This is a genomic window from Pseudoalteromonas sp. MB47, from assembly GCF_011319765.1.
Taxonomy (GTDB): domain Bacteria; phylum Pseudomonadota; class Gammaproteobacteria; order Enterobacterales; family Alteromonadaceae; genus Pseudoalteromonas; species Pseudoalteromonas simplex.
The window spans coordinates 77,357-98,987 of the sequence record NZ_VFBD01000008.1 but is presented as its reverse complement, the minus strand read 5'-3'; the positions used below and the strand labels follow the sequence as shown (position 1 = coordinate 98,987).

Sequence of the window (21,631 nt, the reverse complement as noted above, 5' to 3'; positions counted from 1 at the left end):
CAGCTCTCGCTGCCCTTTTTCGAAGGAATCGACATGCGTATCATAATATTTCTCGTCTTAACACTACTTTCATTTCATGGTTTTACATTTCAAGTACAACCTATGGTTGCTGAGCTTGCTACCAATGGAACAGGATCACAGCAAACACTTAGAGTAATGAATAATACAACGGAACCATTAACGATAGAACTTGCTGCCTATGAACTTTTAATTAACAGTAAAGGCGAAGAAAAGCTCAAGATTAATGAGGAAGATTTTCTTATTATTCCAATGACGACGATTATACCCCCAGGTAAAACACAATCGGTCTTAGTTAGGTATATAGGGGACCCTTTAATTGAGTCATCTAAGGCTTATCGTATTGCAGTAAATCAAGTTACCGTAGATCTAAACTTGGCAAAGCAATCAGGTGTTGGTATGTCAGTTAGTTTCCGTACTTTGTTTAATGTTGTACCAAAAGGAGCGAAAGCCAGTTTAAAAGTAAAGAATTTTGAGCAAGTAGAAAAAGGTAAATGGAAGGTATTATTGGAAAATGATGGGAATAAATTTATCCGGTTGTCTCAGGGTAAATGGGTATTTAAAAATGCTAACAATCGCTTTTTACTTGAAGGACCTGAATTAAGCAAGGCTCTGACTGGTAAATTAGTATTGCCACACTCATCTCGAGAGGTGCTAATAAATGTGCCTGCTGAATTTAATGCAGATTCTAGCAACCTTCAGGTACTTTTCTGATGCGATTTTTTATGGCTATTTGCCTATTTAACTCATTTATCTGTAGTGCTGTTGAAATAACGCCAATGGTAGTGACGATTGATCCTCTTGACTCTAGTAGACCGGCTTATACAACCGTGCAAAATTTATTTAATAGGAATGCGGCTTTTGAAATTGAAGTATTTGAAGTCGATTTTTCAGCTCCTGAGCCGCGTTTTAGACTTGTAGAGGAGCCGCCTGTTTGGGTTTTTCCTCCTACTTTGTTGTTACAAAAGAACCAGAGTCAGCGGGTACAACTTAGGTGGTTAGGCAATTTACCTGATACAGACAAAACCTATCAAATTAGTTTTATAGAGCAACCTTTAAACTTAGATGAGCCTTCGGAAAGATCTCGTTTAATAATGTTACTGACCTTAAATCTAATTGTTCATATTAAACAAGATTCGCTAGAGCCGTATTTAGTCGTCAATGACAGTAGTTGCTTTCAATCGATTTGCGAATTATGGGTTGGAAATAATGGGAAGGGAGCTGCAAGATTAAGTGAATATAAAGTAATACTTGAGCTCGAAAATAAACGCACCATAACCTATGAGAAGCAAGAATTAAAATCAGAAGGTTATGATGTGTTTTTTGCTCCTCTCTCCGAGAGTAAAGTAATTTTACCGTTAAGGGAAGTTAACGATGTTCTTATACATTCTCCGAAAGTCACTATGTCTCGGTAAATTTAAGTATTGGTTTTCTTTATCAGTCTACATCGGTTTGGTCTCGAACCTTCATGCACAAATAAACCCATCAAAACAAGATATCGAACTTTCTGTAGTGACTAATGTTAATAAGGAGGTGGTCGGTAATTTAACGTTAATTGTCTCTCCAGAGGATTCCTTATCATTGAAATGGGAAGAGATAGCAGAGTCACTTAATGAACTGTTGATTAAAGATGTTTATGATGCAATAGCTACTCATGTAGATTCAAATGGAGTAATTAAAGTATCTACCTTAAAGCAAAAAAGAATTGCTGCACGATTTTCTTTAATGGATTTTAGCTTGACAATAACGATACCCCTAGAGCTCACAAAAGAAAAAAAACTAAGTGCTACTTCCGATCGTACCAAACAAAAAACTGTACAAACTGCCGATATAAGTGGCTTCACAAATTTATATTCAAGTTATTTATATCAAATTAATAAAGCTCAAGAATCTTCTCAATATCAATTAACATTACGCCCCGAATTTGTACTAAATTTTAGTGGATGGGTTCTAGAGAATGAAGCTGAATACATAAGAAGTAATAATAAAAATGAATTTAAGCGTTTAGGCACAAGAATCATTCATGATTTACCATTAGATGGCATGCGTTTTTCTGTTGGCGATAACTATAGTTCTGGCAGTTATTTTCAATCGACTACTCGAATGATTGGGGTGTCAATCGCGCATGATTTTACCTTAGTCTCTGATAGGCTTATTAGGCCGAGTGCTTCACAAAGCTTTACCCTTGAAAGCCCCTCATCTGTAGAAGTGTTTGTTGAAGAGCGTTTAGTCCAGCGTTTAAACTTAGCTGCAGGAGTTTATTCCCTTAATGATATTCCTTTACGAGAAGGAAATAACAACATTGTTTTGCGCATTACAGATAATGCTGGCATTACTAAAATCGTCGACTTTAGCGTGACAACAGGATTAGATCTTTTTGCACAAGGCCAGCTAGAGTATGAAATTCATATAGGGTACCCAGCAGAATTGAAAAGCAAACTTGATTACAACAACGATGTACCACTAATATCCAGTTATTTTGATTATGGGATAACTCCAAGTTGGACAGTTGGCTTCTCTTTACAAGGCAACGAATACCGACAACAAGTTGGATTAAAACAGGTAGTTGCGACACCTATAGGTCAAATAGCATTTGAAAATGCGATCAATCTACAAAGAAGTAATGGCTATGCCTACCGTTTTGTTTATAGTTCGTATAATGACCCGCTGACATCAAGTTCAGACTTTAGTATAGGGTATGAATACAGCAACCAAGACTTTTATAAATTAAACTTTAATGATTTCCAAAAAACAACCTTCCCGCAAAGAGAGCACTTTATCCAAGGAAAAGTTAACTTTGTAAATAGTAGTTATACTCAAACTTCACTCTATGGAACACTATCAAGAAAGCATGATCAGGAGAGCTTTGATAAGTCTGTCGGCTTAGGGATTTCAGGTTATATTTTCAGTAATGCATGGCGCTACTCTTTGAGCGGGCAATGGGAAGACCTAAATAATGAGAAACAGTGGGGATGGAGAGCAAATTTAAGTTATGAATTTTCAAGTTCGCGAAGAGTGAAAGCTTCACACTTATCAAACAGGAATAAAACACGTCTAGAATATACGCAAGATGAAAGCCAGCGTTATGTTGGCGCTCTTAATATTAGAACAGGTATTGAGAAAAATGAGCGGAATGAAGCCGTATTCGACTTAAATACCCAATATAGTGCAAACAGGTATTTATTAAGTTTTGATCATGCCACCTATTATGAGCAATTAAATGCAAAAAATGCGGTTCACCAGAGTCGATTAAACTGGGCTACAAGCGTTGCATTTGCCGACTCTCAATGGGGGGTTGGTAAGCCAGTACAAGATAGCTTTGCGTTGGTCCGTGGTCATGAAAGCCTTGCAGGTAAAGTCATCAGTCTAGGACTGGATGGGGAGCAATATCGGGCAAATAATTCTGATTTCGGTACCATTCTATTAAGCGATATAAACTCTTATGATAACGCAACAGTTAACCTAGATGTAGCAGACTTAAGCCCTGGATATGATATTGGGGCAGGTTTAATTGCTTTTTATCCATCATACAAAAGTGGGCATTTTGTAACGGTTGGCACTGACGCTAATATTTCGGTCATAGCATCGCTTAAATATTCTAATAATAATCCTCTTTCATTACAGGTTGGTACTGCTCGCTGTATGAGTTCCGGTGATCAAAAAAGCTATACTTTCTTTACTAATAAATCTGGTCGTTTCGCATTAACAGGCCTGAAACCATGTAAGTATCAGATTGTTCTAAAGGGAATAGCTCATGAGTCAATTATTGTGGATGTGACGCAGAATGAACAATTACAACGAAAAGGAGTGATTTATGTTCAATAGTATAAAACTAGCACAACTTATTATTTTGATATCTTTAGGTATGACATTAAGTTGTTATGCTGAATGTGATGGAGAGATAAAACAAGTAGAACATGGTTTTGACAATCTTCATAATTATAAACCTAATCAAGATGCAGAAAAGTTTGTAACAGTGAAAGTGTCGGCCAACAATGATTGCCAGTACTACTTAGTATTAGAAAGTCAGACTAACTTTCAGTTAACAGGTCAATTTAGGGAGATCCCTTATTATATAAAGGATGAGCAATCGGGCCTTAGTAACTCACCATTTAAAAAGTTCAGCATTACAGATGATAAAGCTAGTTTAGGGTTCGTTATTATATCTGGAACAGTAGTTAAGGCAGGGAATTATACTGATAGACTTAAGATAGTCATGAAGAATCAACATAACGAAATAGTGGATGAATATGATTTTGATATTGATTTAAAAATCCCATCCAACATTTCCCTCTCATTTTTAGGTTACAGTGGTACGAATGCAACAGTAAACCTTGGTGAGTTAAAGGCGACAGAAGAGTATTCGTTGTTACCAAGCTTACATATTGTGGCGAATATAGACGTGATCATTAGGGTTGACTCTCAACATCTAGGTAAATTAAAACATGAGACTCATGATGATAAATTTGCAATCGATTATAAGCTTGCAATCTCGAATGAGTATTTTGAACTCAAAAGTCCAATCACTAAGCAAATATCGATTGCTGAAGGAGACGAAGTTTTGCTGCCTTTAAAGATTAAGTTAGCAGATTTTTCAAATTTAGCTGCTGGTCGTTACTCAGACATTATCAGATTTCAAGTTAATCCGGTAAGTTACTAAATTTATGTATGTTTTTTTCGCACCATTGCAACGCTCTTTGTTTGTTTTTTACGTTTATTTTTTGGTAAATTTTGTGTAAATGGACCCGAACAGTGGCTTCGCTAATAAACAAAGTGTCCGCAATTTTAGTATTGTTCACACCTTTAGATAATAGGCTCAACACTTTCACTTCTTTTAAAGTTAAGTTATGGGTTAAGATTGCAGCTTTTTCTTCAGACTCTAACATCTCTCTCATCCAAATATCTGTAACGTTGCGAGGAAACCAAAGAGCCCCATCTTGAATTGCTTCTAGTCCTTGCTCAATGATATGAGCTTGGGTATTAACATAAAATAAACCTTTTAATTTAGGCCAATCTTTTAAAGTTAAAACGTCTACGTCTTGAGGAATATTAAATATTACCAGGTTTTGATAGCCATTCGTTTCTAAAAAGTCAGAAGTCATCTGGCGGTTCGTAAAACTATCAAGTAAGCTGTAGTTAAGTAGTAAAGTATTTTTTTGATTCAAAGTACATGATAGTAGTGTTGTTGCTGAATCATTTATAATTACCTTTTTATCAAGGCGAATTTCCATATTCATATTTAAGCACGTCATTTTACTGAATAATTAACATGAAATATAAGCGCTAATTGTTACTTTTCCAACTTAACTGCCTTGTTTTAGATGGGTGGAAAGTACTGCATCCTTTAGGGAAAAATACTACATTTTTATTTTGGCTAAACATTTTATAACATCGGAGAGATGTTGAAATTTTGCCTTTGTTTATCTCATGTTATTGATATTGTTTAACTTTGAGAATTTTATTTTACTTTTGTTTTTTTAATGAATTTTTTGGGTGTCATAAAATATTATCATGTTTGTTTTTGTTTATTTTTCTGTGTTTATGCCACTTTATTGCGATTTGACATGGCTTATTTGAGTATTTAGATAAAAAAATTATACATATTTTCACAAAACTGACATATAATGCCCCTCCAGAGGAAAGATGCTTACACCTAAGCGTCTTTTTTTATGCCTGAAATTTACGGGTAAAAATACACACACACGGTATCCTTTGGAGTTTTAATTGAAATTACGTCACCTCTCACAGTTAACTGTAGCTATTGTTGCTGCATTATCTACTTCAGCCTTTGCTGAGCAAGAAAAAACCACTGCTAAACAAGATGCTTTCGAAAAAATCGAAGTAACAGCGCGTAAGCGTACAGAAAGCATTTTTGAGTCGCCAACAGCAGTGACATCAATCGGTGAAAACCTGATTGATAAAGCGAACATGAGTAACCTAGAAGACATTGGCAAATACGTACCTAACCTAAACATCACTCGTTACGGTGTAGGTAATGCGGCACATGCATCTGTATTCATTCGTGGTATTGGTTTACAAGACCATGTGATCACAACTGATCCGGGTGTAGGTGTTTACTTAGATGGCGTTTACCTTGGTCGCCAAATGGGCTCTAACTTATCATTACCAAATGTTGAGCGTGTAGAGGTATTACGTGGTCCACAAGGTACTTTGTACGGTCGCAACACATTAGGTGGTGCAGTAAATATTATTACTAAGCAACCGGGTGATGAAGGCATTGTGACTACAAATGCAAAAGTAGGTAGCCGTGGTCGTTTAGCCGGTGACGTTTACTTTAATAACAGCCTTACAGACACTGTAAGCATGTCGGCAAGCGTGTCTTATAAACAACGCGATGGTGTAGGTGAAGCGATTAACCTTGCTAACCCAGAGAAAGAAATTGGTGAAGAGCAAGAGTTAAGTGGTCGTATGGCGCTTAAATGGCAAGCAAACAGCGACTTATCTTTTGTGTTCTCAATTGATGGTGTTGATAACGAATCAGGCCAATCACCATACACAATTGAGCTAACGGCGCCACTTGACCCGAATGACCCATTCAATGGTGATTTCCCATTACTTACAGAAGACATGTTACCGAGCGATCCTGATGATTTAGCAACGACGGTAGCGGGTATTGAGTCGACGGCTTACTCAGGCTGGGGTACTTCATTAACAGCTGATTGGGATATCAATAACACCTATACAGCTAAGTTTATCACAAGCTACCGTAGCTCAGAATACGAAGGGGGTCTTGATGATGACGCTGTTGCCCTTAACTTATCAGAGTTCCCTGAAGAAGGCGGTGCAGATCAATATTCATTCGAAATCCAGTTAAATGGTAGCTTCGATAATATGGACTTTGTGTCTGGCTTATACTTCTTTAATGAAGATGGCTTCACAAGTTCTGGTCCGTTTGTATTTAGCCCATTCAACACACCAGATGGCCTTTTGAACGACGGTACTACTGCGTCTTTTGGTGATTACGGTTACTTTGATATCAACCAAGAGACTAACTCATACGCAGCTTATATCAATGCAAGCTATGACCTAAGCGACGATTTAACAGTGGGCGGTGGTCTTCGTTATTCGAAAGATAAAAAAGAAGCCGATGCCTTATTCCCAACGTTTGCAACACGCAAATACGTAAGTGCTGATTTTGATGCAGTAACATGGGATTTAAATGCGTCTTACCAGCTTAGCAATAACATGAACGTGTATGGCCAAATCCAAAAAGGTTATCAAACAGGTGGTTTCCCACCGCGTCCATTTGGTGGTCCTGATCAATTTGTTTCTTTCGATGAAACAAAAGCAATTAACTACGAGCTAGGCCTTAAAGGTCAAGTACACGAAGACGTATCTATGATGCTTGCAGTGTTTGTTACTGATTACACAGACCTAGCATTACCATTCTCAGATCCAACTGCAGGTGGCGGTTTCGTTACTATCGTAGAAAATGCGGGTGAGTCTAAAGCACAAGGTATCGAGCTTGAAACAACAATTGCATTTACAGATGACTTTACGCTACGTAGCGCGATTGGTTACCTAGATTCAGAAATCACAGAAGTAGATGACGGTGTATTAGGTATTGGTAAAGGCGACTCACCAGCACTAACACCACGTTGGACTGTGATGGTCGCTCCTTCTTATTTCATTGATTTAAGTAACGGTGGCACAGTGGCAGTAAACGCTAACTATTCATACCGTAGCGATATGCAAGGTCAATCAGTTTACAACCAAAGTGAACACATTGATTCTCGTGAATTAGTGGGTTTCAACATTTCTTACTTAAACCCGAACGGTGACTTTGAAGTGACTCTTTACGGTGAGAACGTGTTAAACGAAGTATACGATGTAGGTCGATTACAACAATCTGGTTTTGTTGGCGTAATGCGCAGCAATGACCGCAGTGAATTTGGCTTAAAATTCAAAAAAGAATTTGAGCTTTAATTACTAACAAAAAAGGGCAAGTAAATACTTGCCCTTTCTTTTTAATTATTTTTCTCTTGCTCGCGTTTTTCGCGCGCTTCTCTTAATTCTTCAGCCAGTTCTTTTGCTTTTTGTTTGGTTTTTTCAGAAAGCTCACCAGCCGCTTCTTTACTCTCAATCCATGCATCTAAGGCAATTTCTTTACCGTCATCATACATGCTTAAGCCCATCTTTTTACTTTCTTCGAGTAACTCTTGCAGTGAGTCGTCGTTAAACTCATTGGTGGCGTCTTTTACATCGCTCCAAGCATCATTTAGCGCTTGCTTTACTTCCTCTTTTGCTTCGCTGGCATCTTTCTTGGCTTGCTCTGCGTCATCACAACCTGTTAAGGCAATACAGCCTAATAAAACTAAGCTTGCTAATTTGTTCATATTTTTCTCTAATGGTTAATTAACTATTAAGCAGTATAAGCAATAAAAAATGAATATAGCTAGAACAGCACGATTAAGTTTTCGGTTAATGGATGAAAATGATGCCGAGCTACTTTATGAGCTCGATAACGACCCAGAAGTAATGAAACATCTCACTCGCGGCAAAGTATCCACTATGCAGACCATTAAAGAGGTGTTTATTCCACGCTTGAATGCGTATCGAAATGAGCAAAAAGGCTGGGGGCTTTGGCAAGTAAACATCATAGAGAGCAATACCTTTATCGGTTGGGTATTAGTCAGGCCTATGGGCTTTTTTGAACAGCCTGATTTTAGTGATTTAGAAATTGGCTGGCGCTTTAAAAGAATGAGCTGGGGCAAAGGCTATGCGTCTGAGGCGGCACTTGCCATTGCTAAAGCCGTAAGCGAGCCAGAAGAAATAAAGTCGCTCAGTGCCACAGCACTTAAAGCTAACCTAGGCTCAATAAAGGTGATGGAAAAACTAGGCCTTAAGTTTGTAAAAAACTATACCCATCAAGATGAGCAAGGCGAATTACCTGCAGTACTTTATTCATGTCCTAAAGAGCAGCTTAGCTAAGTTAATCGTAACTAATTGACCTTAAGGGTTTCACATGTCTAAATGGTTAAAATAACATCAAGAAAAAGGAAGTACCATGGCAAGTTTAGTCAAATACGCGGCGCATCTATTTATCGTTACCGCTATATTCTTTCATCCATCAAGCTTTGCAAAGCAAGCGGCCGTCGCTATGCCAGATAGCTACAGCAGTGATACGGCGCGCGCTATTTTAGAGCAAGGCGGTAACGCCGTTGATGCGGCAATTGCGGCACAGTTTGTATTAGCAGTGACTTTACCAGAAGCTGGAAATATCGGTGGTGGTGGCTTTATGCTGATCCAAAAAGATGGCAAAGGTGATTTTATTGATTACCGCGAAACAGCCCCTGCTGCTGCACACAGAGATATGTATCTTGATGATAAAGGCGATGTTATTGATAACATGTCTGTGTATGGTATTCACGCAAGTGGTGTACCGGGCAGTGTTGCTGGAATGTGGCTTGCCCATCAAAAGCACGGCAGCTTAGAGTGGAAGACTCTGCTAGAACCTGCAGTTAAATTAGCTGAACAGGGCTTTATTGTGCACCCTAAGTTAGCTGCGAGTATCGAGCGTTACATTGCGCGAATGGCCAAAAAGTCGGTGAACATTAACTTTGCTGATTACTTTGCCGATGCCAAAGCAAATAAGGTATTTAAGCAGCCGGAACTTGCCGCCACACTAAAACGTATTCGTGATCAAGGTAAAGCAGGTTTCTACGAAGGTGAGACAGCAAAGATCATAGCGTCATTTATGAAGCAGCACGGCGGCATTATTACTGAGCAAGACTTAAAAGCTTATCAAGCTAAATCGCGTACACCGATTAAAGGTAATTGGCGCGGTTACGAAGTGCTCACATCGCCACCGCCAAGTTCAGGCGGTATTGCTATTTTACAGTGGCTAAAAATGTACGACTTGGCAAAGCCAAAAGGAACGCTTGAGCACAACTCGACCACCTATGTTCATATTTTGGCTGAAGTAGGTAAACGCGTATTTGCCGACAGAGCTGAATATTTAGGTGACCCAGATTTTTATGAGGTGCCAAAAACAGCTCTACTTGCAGATGATTATCTTAGTAATCGTGCAAGTACAATTCGCCCAGATGCCATTTCAACAACTGAGAACATCAAACCAGGTTTACACGAAAGTGAGCAAACAACGCATTTTTCTATTCTAGATAAGTGGGGCAATGCCGTTGCGAATACCACGACCATCAACTTAAGCTTTGGTAGCGGTGTGGTTGTATCAGGCGCAGGGTTCATTTTGAATGATGAAATGGATGACTTTAGTGCCAAGCCAGGTGTGATGAATGTATTTGGGGCAATTGGTGGCAAAGCTAACGAAATCCAACCTCATAAACGCATGTTGAGCTCAATGACACCGACCATTCTACTTCAGGATAACAAAGTTAAAATGGTAACTGGCTCTCCGGGTGGTACCACGATTATTAGCTCTGTGTATGAGTCAATTTTAAATGCGGTTGAATTTGATATGACTGCAGAGCAAGTGGTAGACAGCCCACGCTTCCATCACCAGTTATGGCCTAAAAATGTGATTAGATACCACACAGGTCTTGAACCAAAGGTTGTTAAAGCGCTTGAGAAGATGGGTTATACACTTGATGAACGCCATTTTGGTGATATGCATGTGATCATCAATAAAGACGGTAAATTAGATGCAGCCTCTGAAGCATCTGGCCGTGGTAAGGCGATGGTGTTTTAATTATACCAATCCGCAATAATACTTAATCATTTTGAGGGATTAAACCTGTCGCTACCTGCGTTAAAAATTTCTCATTTAGAACAACTAAATAACGAAATTTTTGCCTTGTTATCAACAAGGTTTTCTTGCCTAAAAATTGACTACTTAATTAAGCGAATTGGCATTACACCTTAAACACAGGTACAAAAAAGCACCCTCGGGTGCTTTTTTTGATTTGGTGGGTTGTTTAACCAATCGCTGGAATAAGCCCCGCCATTTGTAAACCTTGAGCACTAATAATAAGCACACCAAACAGGGCGGCCAGTGCTAAGCCAATATTACCGCCTTTAACTTGGTAACCCGCATCAGGTTTGCTGCTTCGTTGCTTATAGACCATAGCAACCGGTAAAAATACCGCTAAAATAACCAGCGCAATGGCGGCGTAGCCAAGTGCCATAATAAACCCTTGTGGATAGAATAGCGCAAAGCCTAGCGGTGGAATAAAGGTGATCAAGGCTGTTTTGATACGATCTTTACTGCCATCACCTTTTTTAAATGCATCAGCAAAAAAGTCGAATAAACCTAAACTCACCCCTAAGAAAGACGTGGCTAATGCTAAATCAGCAAAAATGTTCACAGCAGTGGCAACGTGTGGGCTGTGAGCAATGCTAGCAACACTGCTTACAAAACCGGGTAACCCTTGGCTTTGTAGTAAGTCACTTTGACTCATCATACCTTGGCTAAGTAATTGCCAAAAAATGTAAATCACTAAAGGCAATGCTGCACCTGCCACCATTACTTTACGAAGTGTTTTGATATCTAAACCCACGTATTTCACAATCGATGGAATAGAGCCATGAAAACCAAACGAGGTAAACACCACTGGGATTGCAGATAAAATCAGACCTTGTTCAATCGGCATTTCAAGTAAGTGTTGACCGTGAACATAAGGTGTAAGCATATAAAATAAGCTGGCTAGTACGCATACTTTAATAGTGAACAGTACGCGGTTAAGCTTATCGACTTTGCTGGTACCGAGTGTCACCACAGTACCAATCACAACAGCCAGAATAACTGAGCCAACTTGCGGCGCTAAAGAAAGCGATAAACCATTGTTGAGCTTTTCTTGTAATTGCGCACCACCACCTGCGATATAGGCAGCGCATAATGCGTAAAACAAAAACATCACTGAAAAGTTAGCGACCCATTGCCCACGTTTACCTAACCATGACTTAGCTAACGTATTGAGGGTTGCATCTCTGTCGGCATATTGATGTAGCTCTAGCATCAGTAATGCTGTGTAGGTCATTAAAACCCATGTAAGTAAGATAAGTGATAACGCTGTTGTGAAACCAAGCCCTGCGGAGGCGATAGGCAATGCCAGCATCCCTGCACCTATGGTGGTGCCAGCAACAATTAACATGCTACCTATTGTTTTATTTTTAAGCACTTTTTGCCCCTTAAACTTCGTGAGAGGCAAGCAAGATATAACTTGTTTAACAAAACTTAAATAGTTTTGTTATAAATCAAAGAAATTAAATGTAACCTATGATTTACATGTGCAAACAGGCTGTTGAAATCAGCAAAAAACTTTTTGCCAAATAGCATGAGTATTCGTGTTGACAAAATCACCATTTAGGCGGATTCTTAAGCTTCTTCAACTTACTTTTTAAATACCATGATGCAGCTAAACCAACGACCAACAAACAATTGTATGCGCCTGACCTCATCAGTCGTATGGTCTGTTATTTGCTGCGGTTAATTAAGTAAGTTTTACTAACCGCGTTCTAAGCGGTTGGTTATTTCCCTTTTAAATTTTCTTCCGCTTTTTTCGCCTTTTTAAAGGAATAAGCTAGTGCCTGTTAAAGCCTCATATTTTTTAATGGTGGTGATTTGGTCAACAACACCACTGGGTATTGTTTGGAGTAGTGAAACGGTAGCACCAACCCTGGCTGTGTTTTTACGCATGCTGGTGGGGCTGGTGTTGGCTTCGTTTGTCGTTGCTGTTGCCAATATCCGAGTGCCCTGGCATCGCCGTGCTTTATTCCTTTATGGCTATTCAAGCATAGGTATTTTTGGCGGTATGTTATTAAGCTACATGGCCGCTAAAACAGTGCCTTCAGGGTTAATATCATTGATGTTTGGCCTTGCGCCAATTTTATCGGGCTTACTTGCGCAAAAGATCTTGAACGAACCTAAGTTCAGCGCCATTAAGCTTGGCGCACTTGGCTGTGCCTTAATTGGTTTATTTTTAGTAAGCCAGCGCCATATTCAAGGGGGAGTAGAGCAGCTTAGTGGCCTGTTATATGTATTTATGGCAGTGTGCTTTTTCAGTTTGAGCGGTGTGATGATCAAACGGGTAAGAATTGCTATTCATCCAATGGCCACCACATTTGGCGCGTTGGTTTTTGTAACCCCGCTGTTTTTTATTACTTGGTTGCTGGTAGATGGCCAACTTAATAGCCAGATATGGAGTGCAAAATCACTGTACTCAATTGTTTACTTAGGCGTGTTTGGTTCATTAATTGGTGCGCTGGCGTATTTTCATGTATTGCAGAAGTTGAACGCGAGCACGGTCGCATTAACAACCTTGATCACACCAAGTTTTGCAATTGCTTTAGGTGGTTTGCTTAATGATGAGCCCATTGACCAAGCTCTGATTGTTGGCGCGACCATCATTATGATTAGCCTCGCATTTTTTCAGTTTGGCGATAAGTGGCTTAAGCGCTTTAAGCGTGTGAAGTCAATAGAAATGAGTTAAAGCTAGTAGCCGCTTCGGCGGCTACATTTTTGCAATTTGAATGACTAAACGACGGTTTTTGTTTCTGTCCAAAATGTTGTCATTACTGGCAACATGGCGCTTTTCACCGTAACCATCGGTATCTACTTTGCTTTCATCAACCCCTAAGCTAACAATGTAATCTTTAATCGCTTTAGCACGCTTTTTTGATAATTCGAGGTTATTCCAGCGACCACCGTAGCTATCGGTGTAAGAAGATATTGAAATAGATTCGATGTTGGTGTCGTACTTTAAGTATTCGCCAATTTTATCTAAGCGTTTTTGTGATGATTTAGTCAGTTTGCTGGTATTAGGCTCATAGTTCATCACTGTGAATGAAATATCTTCAAAGCTGTATGGCAGCATTGCATCTCGGCACTGTAAAAACGCCCAATAGGCTTGCTTAAAGTTGACACTCGATAAACCAACGGCAATTTTATCGGCACTGTTTTGCCAGTCTTGGTAATAAAATGTCGGTTGGTAACCTTTTTCAAGTTCGGTGAGCATTTCCCAAGCAGTTTTGTTACCAAGCTCGCCGTCAAACTTACGTAATAGCTTCATGTTTGCTAAGTCGCGAGCAGGCATACCTGCACGCCAACTAGGTGGTACGGCTTTTAGACCAGCAATACTGTAGTTGTCTGGGCGTACGACCATATCAAGGTTAAAGTTTACGTCTTTATTTTTACTGGCAGTGGTGCTGAAAATTGCTTCACCATAGTAAGGAACTTCATGATTTAATTGGCATTCTAAACGAGATGTTTTAACCATTTGCCAGTTCGACATATCAGCATTAGCGGTATACTCACGCATGGCTGCATGCGCATTTATACTTGCAACTGAGGTTAATAGGCCTAGGCTTAAAGGAAGTAATGAAAGCTTCATCACGGTAATTCTCCAACAAATCATCAATGCCAAATAATTGGCAATTTTTGTGTTTAATTGCTTCAGCACACTAAACACAGGGCTAGCTGATTAGTATAAAGCAAGTAATGTGCCTAAAAACTCAGTAAGAATCTGCGATTTAACACTATTTACTCTAGCAGAGTAGCCGTGGTTTTTGACATAATAGCCAGCTTACACTGGCAAACCAAGAAGACTATGGAAAATACTGAACAAACTCTTTTCGCAAAACGCTTTCGTGGCTTTTTTCCTGTTGTGATTGATGTTGAAACCGCAGGTTTTAATAAAGAGACCGATGCGTTATTAGAAATTGCTGCATCTGTACTGAAAATGGATGACGACGGCGTGTTAAGTATTGATCATACTGTGCATTTTCATGTTGAGCCATTTGAAGGCGCGAATATTGAACAAGCGGCCATTGAGTTTAATGGTATTGATCCTTTTTCTGCGCTGCGTGGTGCGGTGCCTGAAGAAGAAGCGATTAAAGAAATTTGTAAAGTCGTGCGCAAGGCACAAAAAGCAGCGGGTTGTCAGCGTTCAGTGGTAGTAGCACACAATGCAGCGTTTGATCACGGCTTTTTAAATGCCGCCATTGAGCGTTGTAAAATTAAGCGCACGCCATTTCATCCATTTGTTAGCTTTGATACCACATCATTGGCAGGCCTTGCACTAGGGCAAACAGTATTAGCTAAAGCGTGTAGGGCGGCAGGGATTGAGTTTGATAATAAACAAGCTCACTCAGCATTATATGATACTGAGCGCACAGCAGAACTGTTTTGTTTAATCGTTAATCGCTGGCAACAACTCGGCGGTTGGCCATTGCCTGAAACTGAAGCGACAGAAGAGGAGCAAGACTCAGCCGTTAAAACGACTGAGTAATTTTGCCTTCAAAAAATCGTACCATGTTAGGAGGGTAAATACGTGAAAACTGTTTACTCTCTTGCGCTATCTTAAGCTCCACCCCAGGATGCATTAATTCATTCACTTTTAAGCGGCTTGTTGCTAATAAGCGCGCAATCTTAATTTTCACTAAGTGTTTCTTTTTCTTCGTGCTGGCTGTTTTAATTTTAATCTGCTGCTCACTAGCAGTGATCTTTTTAATATAATGCGCACGTTGAGCTGGGTCGGGTATTTTATTGGCCTTTTTGCGAGCCTGTTGTAAGGCAGCTGCTTTGGTCGCTAATAACTTTTCAAAGTCATTAATTTGCTGCTGCTTTTGGCGTAAATCATGCCAGTACTGAGCAATGAAAACCCGTGTTTTAGTGCCTGACGGCGCACCAAGCTCGCCGGTTTCAATTCGCATCGCATCTAAAATATTGCCACCAATAATTTTGCCTCGCGGATTATTGGCTTTGCCAACGCGAATAAGGCGACGAGCGCTTAAATCACAATGCAAAGCCTGACGTTCAATGAATAAATCTTGCTCTGTTTTTATATGGCAGTACTGAGCATAACCAACAGAGATAGTGCGCGATGCCGTGATGTTACAGGTAAAGTTTTCAACGTTTTCACGCTTTCTGCCAACAGCCCCAAGCATCACGGTGACTTCACTTTTACTTTCAATTGTGGCTGATTCAACAAAGCCTAATACAGTGATATCACCCGTTGCTTTGACGCGCATTCCATCTTTTACATCACCACTGATAATAACACTGCCATCAAATTCGACATGGCCCGTACTTACATCAACATGATGAAAGCACAATACATCGTCCACGCGCATACCGCGGGGTAGGGCAACAGGCACGCCTTTAGCATCGGCAATTAACATATTGCTATTGTTTGGATCGATACGCGTTCCCTCAAATGGCTCAAGAGGTAAGTCTTTACCGGACTTAGCTGGCATCACATCACCAAACACCGTAAAGCCATCTTCACCAGGTGTTGCAGGCACTCGTTGCATTAATGGCGTGCCGGGTTTAACGGTAATAATGGCACCTAAATTACGCATGTCGACTTTACCGCCTGAGGTCGCTTGCGGGCTAAGAACGCGGTCTTGTGCTGTTGAGCATAAGCGCACGAATTTAGCATCAGTGCCTTCTTTAGGCATTCTGCCATGGGCAACAATTGCGCTGTAATGGGCGCCGGGTGGTTGCTTAAATTGTTGGCCTAAAAAAGTATCAAGGGCACGTAAACTAATGCCTTTAATCACTCCCGCCTCTGCAAGCACCTCTTGCGCCATATCCATGCTAACAATTTTACCGCCACGGGCTGTTGTTAGGCTTGCTTCAACCACCATGTTTTTAGCATCGACTTTTACTTCAAGCTGAGCATCAACGGCTTTAGCAACCACTAACGATTGGCTTTGATATTGGCTGCTAGGGATGAACAGCTTACCTATATTGGCATCAATATATTCGTAGTTGGCATAAGGCGACTGCTCAAGTAATTCAATTAATTGAGAACTCGTAGTAGGAAAACCCGCATCCCTAGGATGCTCACACAAAGAGACATAGCCACTTTGTTCATCGAATGAAAACATCGACATCTGAAAAGCCCTGTAAAAAACTGCCTGTTATTATAGTTATGTGTTGTTACAGGTTATTTTTGGAGAAGGGTAACAACGTTTCCTATTTCAGCACAACTTTTGTACTATGTTAAGGATTTGTATGATTAAAATGTGAAAATATGTATAAAACTGACTTTTCCTGCTTGAAATTTCAGCAGTCAAAGGCACTTAGCAAAAATTTCCCGATTAATGCCTTGAGTCTGAACAGGCTACTCAGTTATACTGCACGAACACTCTGAATGAGATACCAAATTCAGGGGCTGATTAGGATTCGACGGAATTCAAGACGCCCGAGGTGCATGTCGAGGTGCGGTTGGCCTCGTAAAAAAGCCGCAATTTAAAGTAATCGCAAACGACGATAACTACGCTCTAGCGGCATAATAGCCCGCTAGCACTTCTCCGGTGTATGTCTGTGGACCCGGTTCTGAAGTGTCACCCTACACGGACTCGCTACGGAAACCCTGGCCGGGGTTGAAGGGCTAAAATTAAGCGGCCTCGCCTTTGCAGATCGTGTTCGTCCGAGCTGTATAAGGTTAACTAAAAGACGATACTAAGCATGTAGTACCAAAGGTCGAGGCTTTTCGGACGGGGGTTCAAATCCCCCCAGCTCCACCAAATATGAAAAAGGCTGCTCTCAGAGCGGCCTTTTTTATTGCTAAAACTTTTTTCTAAAGCTCCTCTAAAGAAGTCCAGAGTCTAGAATCAAACAACCAACTGAACAGCATCAATAATCGGTTTGTTTTCTATATCAATGGTGTCGATGATGTGTTTGTGTAGGCGCTTTTTGTGCTCGGCGAAAATCGCGCGTTTTTTATCGAACTGGCTGGCAAATTCGAGGGCGGTATTTAACAAGGTTTCGCTGTCTGGGCAAGCTTGTTCAATAACATGATCCGTGGCAAGTTCGCCTGCGGTAACGCGGCGGCCTGTTAGCATCATCTCGTTAAAACGATAGTCTGGAATAGCTTTTTTAATGAAGGCGAGCATGCCCGGTAAAAACGGGATTGATAAGTCAACTTCTGGAAAGCAGAAGAAACCACGATCGCTTTGCATAAATCTAAAATCACAAGCGCACGATAAAATGGCACCATTACCAAACGCGTGGCCATTTATCGCTGCGATTACTGGCATTGGGAAGAGTAATAGGCGCTTAAATACCGCATCCATTGAGTGCATAAAGCCACTTACTTCTGCAAATTTTTGTGCTTTTAATGCGGGCATAAGCCAATCGGTATCTATGCCCAAACTCCATGATTTTTCGCTGCTTGAAGTGATCACCAGTGCTTTGTGTTCAGGGTTACGTTCGATTTCGTCAAGGCAATTTAAAAAAGCCTCTGCAAAAGCAGGGTTATGGCGATTTTCAGCTGTTGTCATAGTTAAGATAGCAACAGATCCTTGTGTACTTACATTCATCAGTGTCATGCTGTGCCTTTAATTTTATTGTGTTGTGGGCATAGTTATAACCCATAGGTTTAACAAAATAAACCACAAGTCTGACCAGTTGTGAATTTAGGGGCACTTCTCTTTTGGTTGATATGGTCTTTTAGTCGAAACTATTTTCCAATATATCGCTAATAGTGGTGAGTCATGATAGCGTTAGCTCAAACACACTATTTAAAGCGTAACAATGGATTTGATCAGTTGGCAGTTTTTGGGTGGAGATTTATTAAGTCCGATCAGCACAATCATGCTCATTGTGGTTGCGGGCTTTACTTCAATGGTTTCAGCGGCTTTTGGTGCGGGTGGTGGATTAATGCTGCTGGTGATCATGGCATCCATGCTTCCTATGAGTGTGGTTATTCCTGTCCATGGGTTAGTGCAGTTAGGCTCTAATGCAAACCGCTTTTTGTTCACCTTTAAACATATTGATGGTGCTATGTTTGTGTACTTCTCACTAGGGGGAGTCATAGGAGCGCTGGTTGCCTCAACGATTGTCACATCAATTCCCCTTGAATTAATGAAAATAGTGGTCGCTGCCTTTGTGCTTTATTTACTGTGGGGTGTGACGCCAAAACTCAGAGAAACCTCAAAGTTATGGCGGGTTCTTGCTGGGGGTTGGACTACGTTTATTTCGATGTTTGTAGGGGCAAGTGGGCCTTTAGTTGGCAGCTGCTTATACGTAAATAATTATAATAAGCTTAAATTTACCGCCACTTTCTCAAGCTGCATGACAGTACAACATACCTTAAAAGCGATTTTATATGGGGCTGTGGGGTTTGCATTTTGGCAGTGGTTGCCGCTGATTATGCTCATGATAATGAGCGGTGCTTTAGGTACTTGGCTTGGCCTTAAGTTATTGCACCGCATTTCGTCAGATAAATTTAAAAAGATTTTTCGTTTAGTGTTAACAGTGCTTTCCCTGCAACTTGCGTGGCAGGGGATTATGGCTTTTAGTATTTAAACAAACCCAATTTAGCAACGATGCCGCGTTCCAATTCATTGAGCTGGCCTATGGTGTTATCAAGGTGCTGAGCTTCTTGCGATAGACTCTTAGCGCCTTGGTTAATAAGCTGCATAGTATTTAAGATATCAGCGGTGACACTGGTTTGCTCTTCAGAACTTGCCGCCACGCTTTCGTTCATTTGATTAATGGTATTGATTTGTTTAGCAATATCTTTAAACACCGCTTGGCTTTTTTGATTCGCTTGGCTTACTTTATCACTCAGTGACTTACTTTGCTCCGTTGCGGTTACACAATCAGAGGTATTATTGTGTAGCGATACAATAATCGACTCAATCTCAGATGTTGAATCATAGGTTTTACTAGCAAGCGCTCTTACTTCATCGGCGACCACGGTAAAGCCTCGACCAGATTCACCAGCACGAGCCGCTTCAATAGCAGCATTTAGAGCCAGCAAATTGGTTTGCTCGGCAATGCTTTTTATAACATCGAGCACTTGGCTAATTTCATTGCTGCTGGCGTTTAATTGTTTAACTACATTTGAAGTGTGGTCTAGTTGTGCAGTTAACTCATCAACAATATTGCCATTGGCATTCATGTTTTGTTCGCCTTGTTGGCATAAGCGATGTACATCGGTTGTTTGCTGCGCGGTTTGGTTGGCTCCTTGAGCAATTTCTTTGGTTGCTTCACTTAACTGACTAAGCGCATTGGTTGCTGAATCAGTGCGGTTGTATCCAAGTTCGGCCTCATTTTTTGAGCGAACAGATGCTTCGTTTACTCTGCTGGCAATCATTTCAAGTTCGCTGGCAGTGCTGCCTAACTCTGTAATTATTTCTTGTACTTGCGCTATAAATCGGTTGAAGCCATTAACCAAGTAACCAATTTCATCATTAGATTGATAGCTAATACGTTTTGTAAGGTCGCCTTCACCTTTGACAATTTCATCAACAAGGCTGTTTACGCTATCGATTGGTTTTATCACTAAAAGCCGCACGATATAAATAATCACGGTACCTAGGGTGATAAATGAGACCAGCAGGGTAATAAACATAGTGCGTGTCGAATTAGCAGTGGTGCTATGCAGCGCTTGTTGTGAATAACCAATTTTAATGTGGCCAATTAAATTATCTAAATAGTGCAAATCAATAGTTTTGCTAACCGATGCGCTGTTACTTTGTTTGATGATTGAGGCAAGAAGCTTATTACGATGGTCTGTCACTGAAATGCTATGTATATGTTTGTTTTGCGAAAAGGCTTTAATAATCTGATTGATTAACGGCTCATCGTAAGAGAATACCGGCTCAGCTAAAATAACCTGCAGTTGCTCATTAAGGGCTGTGATGTCGTCTTGCCATTGTTGTGTTTGACTCGACTTTGCGAGCAGATAGTTTGCGCTGATCACGAAGATCACGCTTAAGAAAAGGCACAAAGACAGTGCCAAGGTCATTTTATATTTTAGTGATTTCATTATGCGCTCATTGAAATGGGTTAAACCACAAAGGGCTATTTTTATTTGGTGTGTTCGACGATAACGTTGGGTTTTCAAGCTCAATGACGCGACGCGAGCTCAAGTTGGCTTTTGATAAAACAGTTTGTACTTGGCTGTCTGCCAAAAACATCGCGTTAAAAGTGCCATCATCGATCATCTCGTTAAGGGCATCGCTTAGTTGTTGGTGTAGTGTAAGGTTGTTTTTATTGACGAAAAAGTAAAGAGGTGCGGTGTACTTTATGATCAAGTGCGGCTCAACAATGAGGTCAAGCTCCGAATGATTGGCAATTTCATCCCAAGGTTCATTTATACCACGTGGGAAATAATCAAAGCGCTCACCCTCAAGCATTGGGAATAAGTTAGGGTATTTTAATGTGGTAACAACGGGCAGTTGGTTCGCTTTTAATATTTTCGTATCTGGCCAGGTTTTACCTTGCCCTGCGGTGTAGCGCTTTAAATCTTGCAAGCTAGTTACCGAGCTAAACAGCTCGCGATTTTGTGCTTTCACTAATGCTACTCGCATGCCAAGTAAGCCACGAAACAAAGGAATATAAACGGCTTGGTAATCTTCCTCTAATTGTCTTGAAGTCATGCTCCAGATAACGTCAAGCTGCTTATTTTGTAAGTCGTTTAACATTCGAGCATCGGTAATATCTTTAAAGTTATTATATGGATGCGAGTAGCTTAAACCCGCTCGCTCAATTGCTTGGGTTAACAATTTATAGGGTAAAGAAGTGTTACTACTATTACTTTGTATCTTAACTTCTTGAGAATAACTTACAGAAGCAAAGGCCAGACATAGAATAATGAGGGTGTAATGCATTGGACACCATTGTTTCGTTTTTGTAAATAATATATTAATTCCATATGGC

General features: G+C 40.4%; 18 protein-coding genes and 1 other RNA gene. 11 read left to right on the top strand and 8 right to left on the bottom strand.

Going from position 1 to position 21,631, the window contains the following annotated elements:
* Positions 1-33: 33 nt before the first annotated feature.
* Genes IMPJCBKJ_RS04535 through IMPJCBKJ_RS04520 form a run of 4 tightly spaced genes read left to right on the top strand, consistent with a single transcriptional unit; the run spans position 34 to position 4,678 of the window.
* Positions 34-732: a molecular chaperone gene (locus IMPJCBKJ_RS04535; RefSeq protein ID WP_166338971.1), complete on the top strand. Its 699-nt coding sequence runs from the start codon at positions 34-36 to the stop codon at positions 730-732.
* Positions 732-1,433, top strand: coding sequence for a hypothetical protein (locus IMPJCBKJ_RS04530; protein WP_166338970.1), 702 nt, complete (start codon positions 732-734; stop codon positions 1,431-1,433). Before IMPJCBKJ_RS04535 ends, IMPJCBKJ_RS04530 begins: the two co-directional genes overlap by 1 nt.
* Positions 1,393-3,843 (top strand): fimbrial biogenesis outer membrane usher protein, encoded by a 2,451-nt coding sequence (locus IMPJCBKJ_RS04525; RefSeq protein ID WP_240920995.1) that lies wholly within the window; start codon positions 1,393-1,395, stop codon positions 3,841-3,843. Before IMPJCBKJ_RS04530 ends, IMPJCBKJ_RS04525 begins: the two co-directional genes overlap by 41 nt.
* Positions 3,833-4,678, top strand: a complete 846-nt coding sequence (locus IMPJCBKJ_RS04520; protein WP_166338969.1) for a hypothetical protein — start codon at positions 3,833-3,835, stop codon at positions 4,676-4,678. The genes IMPJCBKJ_RS04525 and IMPJCBKJ_RS04520 overlap by 11 nt, the downstream gene beginning before the upstream one ends.
* On the opposite strand, the gene IMPJCBKJ_RS04515 is transcribed toward IMPJCBKJ_RS04520, so the two are convergent.
* On the bottom strand, positions 4,659-5,255 hold the full coding sequence (locus IMPJCBKJ_RS04515) for a LuxR C-terminal-related transcriptional regulator (protein ID WP_166338968.1): 597 nt from the start codon (positions 5,253-5,255) through the stop codon (positions 4,659-4,661). The genes IMPJCBKJ_RS04520 and IMPJCBKJ_RS04515 overlap by 20 nt on opposite strands.
* 487 nt (positions 5,256-5,742) lie before the next feature.
* Between IMPJCBKJ_RS04515 and IMPJCBKJ_RS04510 the strand changes: the two genes are divergently transcribed.
* On the top strand, positions 5,743-7,965 hold the full coding sequence (locus tag IMPJCBKJ_RS04510) for a TonB-dependent receptor (RefSeq protein ID WP_055196989.1): 2,223 nt from the start codon (positions 5,743-5,745) through the stop codon (positions 7,963-7,965).
* A 41-nt stretch (positions 7,966-8,006) separates the two neighbouring features.
* Here the strand turns inward: IMPJCBKJ_RS04510 and IMPJCBKJ_RS04505 are convergent, their stop codons facing one another.
* Positions 8,007-8,375 carry a hypothetical protein gene (locus IMPJCBKJ_RS04505; RefSeq protein WP_054551695.1) on the bottom strand — a complete coding sequence of 123 codons (369 nt, stop codon included), beginning with the start codon at positions 8,373-8,375 and terminating at the stop codon, positions 8,007-8,009.
* A 49-nt stretch (positions 8,376-8,424) separates the two neighbouring features.
* Here IMPJCBKJ_RS04505 and IMPJCBKJ_RS04500 point away from each other — a divergent pair, with 49 nt between their 5' ends.
* A complete protein-coding gene (locus IMPJCBKJ_RS04500) occupies positions 8,425-8,970 on the top strand; it encodes a GNAT family N-acetyltransferase (protein WP_166338967.1) in 546 nt (181 codons plus the stop codon).
* A 76-nt stretch (positions 8,971-9,046) separates the two neighbouring features.
* Positions 9,047-10,705: a gamma-glutamyltransferase gene (gene ggt, locus IMPJCBKJ_RS04495; protein WP_166338966.1), complete on the top strand. Its 1,659-nt coding sequence runs from the start codon at positions 9,047-9,049 to the stop codon at positions 10,703-10,705.
* Positions 10,706-10,931: 226 nt separating this feature from the next.
* On the opposite strand, the gene IMPJCBKJ_RS04490 is transcribed toward ggt, so the two are convergent.
* The gene (locus IMPJCBKJ_RS04490) at positions 10,932-12,134 is read right to left on the bottom strand and encodes an aromatic amino acid transport family protein (RefSeq protein ID WP_082389182.1); all 1,203 of its coding nucleotides are present in this window, start codon (positions 12,132-12,134) and stop codon (positions 10,932-10,934) included.
* Positions 12,135-12,539: 405 nt separating this feature from the next.
* Between IMPJCBKJ_RS04490 and IMPJCBKJ_RS04485 the strand changes: the two genes are divergently transcribed.
* On the top strand, positions 12,540-13,445 hold the full coding sequence (locus IMPJCBKJ_RS04485; RefSeq protein ID WP_119852085.1) for a DMT family transporter: 906 nt from the start codon (positions 12,540-12,542) through the stop codon (positions 13,443-13,445).
* Positions 13,446-13,466: 21 nt separating this feature from the next.
* On the opposite strand, the gene IMPJCBKJ_RS04480 is transcribed toward IMPJCBKJ_RS04485, so the two are convergent.
* Positions 13,467-14,345, bottom strand: coding sequence for an OmpA family protein (locus IMPJCBKJ_RS04480; protein ID WP_054561850.1), 879 nt, complete (start codon positions 14,343-14,345; stop codon positions 13,467-13,469).
* Between the two features lie 216 nt (positions 14,346-14,561).
* On the opposite strand from IMPJCBKJ_RS04480, the gene rnt reads away from it, so the two are divergent.
* The gene (rnt, locus tag IMPJCBKJ_RS04475) at positions 14,562-15,242 is read left to right on the top strand and encodes a ribonuclease T (protein ID WP_138601594.1); all 681 of its coding nucleotides are present in this window, start codon (positions 14,562-14,564) and stop codon (positions 15,240-15,242) included.
* Here the strand turns inward: rnt and IMPJCBKJ_RS04470 are convergent.
* Entirely contained in the window at positions 15,226-16,851 is a 1,626-nt protein-coding gene (locus IMPJCBKJ_RS04470) for a FapA family protein (RefSeq protein WP_166338964.1), read from the bottom strand. The genes rnt and IMPJCBKJ_RS04470 overlap by 17 nt on opposite strands.
* A 277-nt stretch (positions 16,852-17,128) precedes the next feature.
* Between IMPJCBKJ_RS04470 and ssrA the strand changes: the two genes are divergently transcribed.
* Positions 17,129-17,487, top strand: a transfer-messenger RNA (tmRNA) gene (gene ssrA, locus IMPJCBKJ_RS04465).
* Positions 17,488-17,574: 87 nt separating this feature from the next.
* Here ssrA and IMPJCBKJ_RS04460 read toward each other — a convergent pair.
* Positions 17,575-18,291: an enoyl-CoA hydratase/isomerase family protein gene (locus IMPJCBKJ_RS04460; protein ID WP_166338962.1), complete on the bottom strand. Its 717-nt coding sequence runs from the start codon at positions 18,289-18,291 to the stop codon at positions 17,575-17,577.
* A gap of 205 nt (positions 18,292-18,496) precedes the next feature.
* Between IMPJCBKJ_RS04460 and IMPJCBKJ_RS04455 the strand changes: the two genes are divergently transcribed.
* The gene (locus tag IMPJCBKJ_RS04455; RefSeq protein WP_166338960.1) at positions 18,497-19,270 is read left to right on the top strand and encodes a sulfite exporter TauE/SafE family protein; all 774 of its coding nucleotides are present in this window, start codon (positions 18,497-18,499) and stop codon (positions 19,268-19,270) included.
* Here the strand turns inward: IMPJCBKJ_RS04455 and IMPJCBKJ_RS04450 are convergent.
* Positions 19,260-20,738: a methyl-accepting chemotaxis protein gene (locus IMPJCBKJ_RS04450; RefSeq protein ID WP_166338958.1), complete on the bottom strand. Its 1,479-nt coding sequence runs from the start codon at positions 20,736-20,738 to the stop codon at positions 19,260-19,262. The two genes, IMPJCBKJ_RS04455 and IMPJCBKJ_RS04450, sit on opposite strands and share 11 nt — an antisense overlap.
* Before the next feature lie 7 nt (positions 20,739-20,745).
* On the bottom strand, positions 20,746-21,582 hold the full coding sequence (locus IMPJCBKJ_RS04445; protein ID WP_166338956.1) for a transporter substrate-binding domain-containing protein: 837 nt from the start codon (positions 21,580-21,582) through the stop codon (positions 20,746-20,748).
* Between the last annotated feature and the right edge of the window lie 49 nt (positions 21,583-21,631).

Excerpts from the sequence above, each read along its gene's own strand:
- IMPJCBKJ_RS04535 (WP_166338971.1), top strand. The coding sequence starts at position 34 with ATGCGTATCATAATATTTCTCGTCTTAACACTACTTTCATTTCATGGT.
- IMPJCBKJ_RS04530 (WP_166338970.1), top strand. The coding sequence starts at position 732 with ATGCGATTTTTTATGGCTATTTGCCTATTTAACTCATTTATCTGTAGT.
- IMPJCBKJ_RS04525 (WP_240920995.1), top strand. The coding sequence starts at position 1,393 with ATGTTCTTATACATTCTCCGAAAGTCACTATGTCTCGGTAAATTTAAG.
- IMPJCBKJ_RS04520 (WP_166338969.1), top strand. The coding sequence starts at position 3,833 with ATGTTCAATAGTATAAAACTAGCACAACTTATTATTTTGATATCTTTA.
- IMPJCBKJ_RS04515 (WP_166338968.1), bottom strand. The coding sequence starts at position 5,255 with ATGAATATGGAAATTCGCCTTGATAAAAAGGTAATTATAAATGATTCA.
- IMPJCBKJ_RS04505 (WP_054551695.1), bottom strand. The coding sequence starts at position 8,375 with ATGAACAAATTAGCAAGCTTAGTTTTATTAGGCTGTATTGCCTTAACA.
- IMPJCBKJ_RS04500 (WP_166338967.1), top strand. The coding sequence starts at position 8,425 with ATGAATATAGCTAGAACAGCACGATTAAGTTTTCGGTTAATGGATGAA.
- ggt (WP_166338966.1), top strand. The coding sequence starts at position 9,047 with ATGGCAAGTTTAGTCAAATACGCGGCGCATCTATTTATCGTTACCGCT.
- IMPJCBKJ_RS04480 (WP_054561850.1), bottom strand. The coding sequence starts at position 14,345 with ATGAAGCTTTCATTACTTCCTTTAAGCCTAGGCCTATTAACCTCAGTT.
- rnt (WP_138601594.1), top strand. The coding sequence starts at position 14,562 with ATGGAAAATACTGAACAAACTCTTTTCGCAAAACGCTTTCGTGGCTTT.
- IMPJCBKJ_RS04470 (WP_166338964.1), bottom strand. The coding sequence starts at position 16,851 with ATGTCGATGTTTTCATTCGATGAACAAAGTGGCTATGTCTCTTTGTGT.
- IMPJCBKJ_RS04460 (WP_166338962.1), bottom strand. The coding sequence starts at position 18,291 with ATGACACTGATGAATGTAAGTACACAAGGATCTGTTGCTATCTTAACT.
- IMPJCBKJ_RS04455 (WP_166338960.1), top strand. The coding sequence starts at position 18,497 with ATGGATTTGATCAGTTGGCAGTTTTTGGGTGGAGATTTATTAAGTCCG.
- IMPJCBKJ_RS04450 (WP_166338958.1), bottom strand. The coding sequence starts at position 20,738 with ATGAAATCACTAAAATATAAAATGACCTTGGCACTGTCTTTGTGCCTT.
- IMPJCBKJ_RS04445 (WP_166338956.1), bottom strand. The coding sequence starts at position 21,582 with ATGCATTACACCCTCATTATTCTATGTCTGGCCTTTGCTTCTGTAAGT.